The organism is Massilimicrobiota sp. An142 (assembly GCF_002160725.1).
In the GTDB taxonomy this organism is placed as follows: domain Bacteria; phylum Bacillota_I; class Bacilli_A; order Erysipelotrichales; family Coprobacillaceae; genus Allocoprobacillus; species Allocoprobacillus merdigallinarum.
On the sequence record NZ_NFLD01000062.1, the window covers coordinates 1 to 4,987 of the forward strand.

The 4,987-nt window shown below is 30.8% G+C and carries 6 protein-coding genes; 3 read left to right on the forward strand and 3 right to left on the reverse strand.

Translation table 11 applies throughout. The features are described from left to right. The 3 genes from B5E87_RS14490 to B5E87_RS14500 all read left to right on the forward strand — a co-directional run. Positions 1-921: SIS domain-containing protein (locus B5E87_RS14490; protein WP_143746916.1), on the forward strand; the 921-nt coding region annotated here is incomplete at its 5' end. Beyond that, a complete protein-coding gene (locus B5E87_RS14495) occupies positions 921-1,556 on the forward strand; it encodes an HAD family hydrolase (RefSeq protein ID WP_087246088.1) in 636 nt (211 codons plus the stop codon). The genes B5E87_RS14490 and B5E87_RS14495, both read left to right, overlap by 1 nt. Positions 1,557-1,604: 48 nt before the next feature. Further along, positions 1,605-2,282: an HAD family hydrolase gene (locus B5E87_RS14500; RefSeq protein WP_087246090.1), complete on the forward strand. Its 678-nt coding sequence runs from the start codon at positions 1,605-1,607 to the stop codon at positions 2,280-2,282. Positions 2,283-2,333: 51 nt separating this feature from the next. On the opposite strand, the gene B5E87_RS14505 is transcribed toward B5E87_RS14500, so the two are convergent. From B5E87_RS14505 to B5E87_RS14515, 3 genes are all read right to left on the reverse strand, one after another. Then, on the reverse strand, positions 2,334-3,182 hold the full coding sequence (locus tag B5E87_RS14505) for a DNA adenine methylase (RefSeq protein ID WP_087246092.1): 849 nt from the start codon (positions 3,180-3,182) through the stop codon (positions 2,334-2,336). Positions 3,183-3,257: 75 nt separating this feature from the next. Then, positions 3,258-3,743, reverse strand: a complete 486-nt coding sequence (locus tag B5E87_RS14510; protein WP_087246094.1) for a hypothetical protein — start codon at positions 3,741-3,743, stop codon at positions 3,258-3,260. Positions 3,744-3,770: 27 nt separating this feature from the next. After that, positions 3,771-3,995: a hypothetical protein gene (locus B5E87_RS14515; protein WP_087246096.1), complete on the reverse strand. Its 225-nt coding sequence runs from the start codon at positions 3,993-3,995 to the stop codon at positions 3,771-3,773. Between the last annotated feature and the right edge of the window lie 992 nt (positions 3,996-4,987).

Below are 4,987 nucleotides of genomic sequence, written 5' to 3' on the forward strand. Positions count from 1 at the left end.
ATTGTAGATAAGATCTGTGAAGATGGTTATTCTAATATCTTCCTATTTGGTATTGGAGGGACATTATTGTATGCTGGACAAATCATGCATACGGCTAAACAATTAGGGTGTAATCTTCCTTTATATCTTGAAAATGCAACTGATTTCTTGTATGAAGGCAATGCTAAATTTGATAAGGATTCAGTCGTCGTGATAGCTTCTCTATCAGGAAATACAATTGAGATTGAACAAGCTATTGATAAGGCTCATGAAGTCGGAGCGAGAGTCATTGGCTATGTGGAAGTTCTAGATTCACCATTAGCCAAAAAAGTAGACTATCTTGTCAATACATTTGGAGGAGAATACTATTGGTGGTATTCAGTGGTATTACGCTTCATGAAAAATGCAGGACAATTTGATCAATATGACAAATTGATGGAAGAAATCAAGAACATGCCAGACAATGTCGTACAAATCTATAAGGATGCAGATGAAGACATGAAGAACTATGCAGAAAAATACTGTGATGAACCTATCACATATCTAGTGGCATCAGGGAACTTGGAAGACTGGGCAGTATGTTATGGAATGTGCATAATGGAAGAAATGCAATGGATGAGAACACGACCAATCTCAGCAGCAAACTTTTTCCATGGGACATTGGAAGTGATTGAAAGAGATATACCGGTGATCTTAATCAAGGGAGAAGATAAGACAAGACCAGAAATGGATAGAGTAGAAAACTTTGTGCATAGAGTGAGTGCAAAGGTCACAGTTTTTGATACAAAGAAATATAAACTCAATGGAATTAGTGATGAATTTAGAGGAATCCTATCACCAATCATGATGAGATCAGCATTTATGAGATTAAATGTACATTTAGAACATTGTAGACGTCATCCAATTGATATCAGACGTTATTATAAAGCTTTAGATTATTAATGAAAACAACAATTATTTTTGACATGGATGGTGTTATCTTTGACAGTGAAAAAATGTATATGGATGAACTTATAAGATTTCATAAGCAACACAATATTATATTGACATATGAAGAATGTAGAAAAGTCATTGGTGTTGATCGTAAAGTTTTTGATCATATTGTTTATTCTTGGTGGAACCATCGAATACCACCATATGAAGTAAAAGCTTTATTAAATGAATTCTATCAAACAGTAGATAGAGATTATACGAGTATTATTAATCCACACGTAGAATTGCTACTTAAATATTTACATAGTCATCGTTATAAAATAGCATTAGCGTCTTCCTCAAATGAAAAAACGATTGATAAAGCATTAACAACATCTCATTTAAAACAATATTTTCAAATCATTACAAGTGGAAATTCTTTTAAGGAAAGTAAACCAAATCCTGAAATCTATTTGTATAGTCTTAAGCAATTAAATTCAACTAAAGAAGAAACAATAATTATAGAGGATTCTCCCTCTGGTATTCAAGCAGCAGTGAATGCCGGAATAGATGTTATAGCTCTAAGAGATACAAAATTTCAATTAGATCAAAGTCAAGCTAATATCATCATTGATGATATAGAACAAGTTATAGACTATTTATAAAATCCTATGAAAATTTCATAGGATTTTTGCAAAAATGGAGGGGTTATCATGAAATTAAAATGTGTTATTTTTGATATGGATGGATTAATGTTTGATAGTGAACGTATTGTAGGAGAATGTCTAAAAAAAGCAGCAAAAGTATATGGGTATGTTATAACAGACGAATTTAGATTACAACTATTAGGAAGAAATAAGAAAGCTAATGAAAAAACATTAAAAGAATATTTTGGGAAGGATTTTCCTAATGAAAAAATTAGTTTATTAACAACTCAGTATAAAGAAAAGTATATACTAGAGAATGGTTTACCAGTTAAAGAAGGCCTTTATAATCTTTTAAAATATTTAAAAGAAAATAATATACGGATAGCAATTGCTTCTTCTTCAAGTGAGAGTGTTATTAGAAAATACTTAAAAATAACACAAACATACCAATATATAGATTATATTATGTCAGGAAATCAAGTGAAAGAAAGTAAACCTAATCCAGAAATATTTAAAAAGGTATTAAAACATTTTCATATCAACCCATTAGAAGCTCTAGTTCTTGAAGATTCTCAAAATGGAATATTAGCCTCTTACAATGCTCATATTCCTGTCATATGTGTACCTGATCTTGTTTTTCATGATGATAGTGTTAATAGTTTGACACTCAAAGTAGTACATGATTTAAATGAAGTAATTGACTATCTAAAAAATACATATGAACTGTCAAGTGACAATTTCTAGATAGAAATGCAAGGGAGAAAAGAACTTTTTTAAAAAGTTCTTTTTTTATTTTTAATAATTGTAAATAAGTAATTCGTTTACTGCACTCCTTCCGTTTGATTCACAATTGATATTTCTTTTTGCTCTGACTACTCTCATATTATAGTCCTTATACAATTCACGAATGTATTCACAGTCTGAATTTGATTGAAGGAATCTGACACCTTTTTTGTCCAATTCATCACAAGCTTCTTTAAGTTCAGCTTGTCTTTCAGCATTGAATCTATCAGATGTATATCCAGCAAAGGCAGATGAATTTGATATAGGCATATAAGGTGGGTCCATATAGACAAAGCTTCCTTCGTTGGCATCATCTAGGATATTTTTGTAATCACCACTTCTGATTTCGATATTATTATCATTAAGGTATTTTGATATTTCTCTGATGGCTTTTTCATTTGTGATGTTTGGATTTTTGTATTTGCCATATGGTGTATTGAATTGTCCTGACTTGTTGACTCTGTATAATCCATTGTAGCATGTCTTGTTGAGATAGAGAGTTCTTGCTGCCTTTTCGATATCTGTCATGGCATTGTAGATGCTTTCGTCTCTGTCATATGCTCTTACCTTGTAGAAATAATCTGAAGAATTATTCTTTGAATGGTTTTCAAGAGCCTTGATTAATTCATCAGGGTTGTCTCTGATAACCTTGTATACATTCATAAGTTCTTCATTGCAGTCATTGATGACGGCCTTTTCTGGATGCGATCCGAATAGGACCGCACCTCCACCTAGAAAAGGTTCTATGTATTCTGTGTAATTGTCTGGAATCATTTCAGTGATTTCATCCAATAATTGTCTTTTTCCGCCTGCCCATTTTACCACAGGATTTAATTTTTGTTCTTGTTTCTTATTGTTCATTTATTACCTCCCTTCGTATTTGAATTTTTGAAATACGAAATTTACGTTTATATATTTTTCGTTTTATAGTCTTTATTAATCATTGATGTATTGTGATTCAGTAAATGGCTCATTGTATTCCATGATGTCCAAGACATCTTCGCAGCAGCACTCGATGAGTATTCTCATGCTGTAGTAGCTTGGGATGAAGGTGTATGCATATCTTCCTCCTGTCGAGCTCGCTCTGCATTTTGAATGTTCTTGGAAGAACTCTTTGAATTCTTCTGACTTTGAATCATCAATCGTGAAGGATACTCCTTCACGATTTTCTGAATCATCAGAGAAGATGACTGTATCACTCTCTTCGATATCTCCAACCATCTCTCTGTCGTAGTATTCCATCAAGTGAAGTTCATCTCCACATGACTCGCATCTGACTGTAATCTCTATTCCATAGTTGTCAGGTTGGAAGGTGTAAGAGAATTTTTCACCTGTGACTTCCCTTTCACAATCTTCATGCTTTTTCATAAATTCTTTAATTGCTTTGTTAAATCTTTTATCAATATTTAATGTATATTTCATATCTGTTACCTCCTGATTTATTTTTTATTATTCGTGAATGATAACCATCCCTTCATCTATAAGGAATTCGGCTGTCTCTGAACTAACAAGATTTATTTCTACGCCGTGACTTGATTCGAAGAATTCTTTTTCATATTTTCCATCGGCGAACAGTTGCGTTGCTTTTTCTTCCGCTTCCTCTTCGCTTTCGGCCATAATTCCTAAATTGATGACGAACGATTCTCTGATATTTACTACATATAATTTTTTCATTTTTTTACCTCCATATAATTGATATATTTTCGTCGTAGAAATTTTCTACAACCAAATTATATCATGGTATTTTAACAAAAATAGAAAGTTGACTATTTGTCAATTTTACAAAAAATCAATCAAAAAAAATAGTTTGGACCTCTTTGTAATGCAAAAAAACTGGGCAAAAAATATAACCAATTTTTTATTGATAACAACAAGTGTTTGTGAGAAGATTGTGAGAAGAAAAAAATGAAAAATACTAAAAACTAGTCAATAAAACTAATCAAAACTACACGGAAATATGCGGTTTTTAGTCATTTTAATGTTCATTATAGGGGTAGGGGCATAATCCCGCCGCCTCCACCAAAGAAAACAATAACCGCTAAAAACATTGATTTTAAGCGGTTTTTTTATATTTTTGAACAAAAAATTATATCAAATAGCCACTGTTAGCCATTTTTTGATATTTTAAAAAAGTAAAAGATATCAAAATATAATATTGAGAAATGATATCGATTGATTCATGTTAATAATTTTCGATTAAATGTGTGTATGTAGGCTATGAAAATTCTAGTATAGTATTTGATATCATGTAAGAAACATATTATTCGTATAAATAATATAGTAATTTATTGAAAGTTCATAAGATTATTTGAGATATAATTTTATACTATATGTATAAAAAAGAAGAATAAAGTTATTTAAAGTTGTATTAATAAAGTTAAACAAAAAGAAATATTTTATATTTTAATAGTGGTTATAAAAAATTTTAAACTATAAAATATCATTTTTTGTTGATTATAAAAAGGAAAATTGAATTTATAGTGTTTCCTTTGTCTAACTATGAATAAAAAAAACGAAAAAAAGTAAAAAAAAGACTTGCAAAGGTAAAGGATAGATGGTATTATAGATGAGCACTCGACGAGAGGGCGCAGGGACATTGAAAACTGAACAGTAAACACGTCAATAAAGATAGGAAAAAAGAAAGAGTCAAGAAGACATGAAATTGT

Excerpts from the sequence above, each read along its gene's own strand:
- B5E87_RS14495 (WP_087246088.1), top strand. The coding sequence starts at position 921 with ATGAAAACAACAATTATTTTTGACATGGATGGTGTTATCTTTGACAGT.
- B5E87_RS14500 (WP_087246090.1), top strand. The coding sequence starts at position 1,605 with ATGAAATTAAAATGTGTTATTTTTGATATGGATGGATTAATGTTTGAT.
- B5E87_RS14505 (WP_087246092.1), bottom strand. The coding sequence starts at position 3,182 with ATGAACAATAAGAAACAAGAACAAAAATTAAATCCTGTGGTAAAATGG.
- B5E87_RS14510 (WP_087246094.1), bottom strand. The coding sequence starts at position 3,743 with ATGAAATATACATTAAATATTGATAAAAGATTTAACAAAGCAATTAAA.
- B5E87_RS14515 (WP_087246096.1), bottom strand. The coding sequence starts at position 3,995 with ATGAAAAAATTATATGTAGTAAATATCAGAGAATCGTTCGTCATCAAT.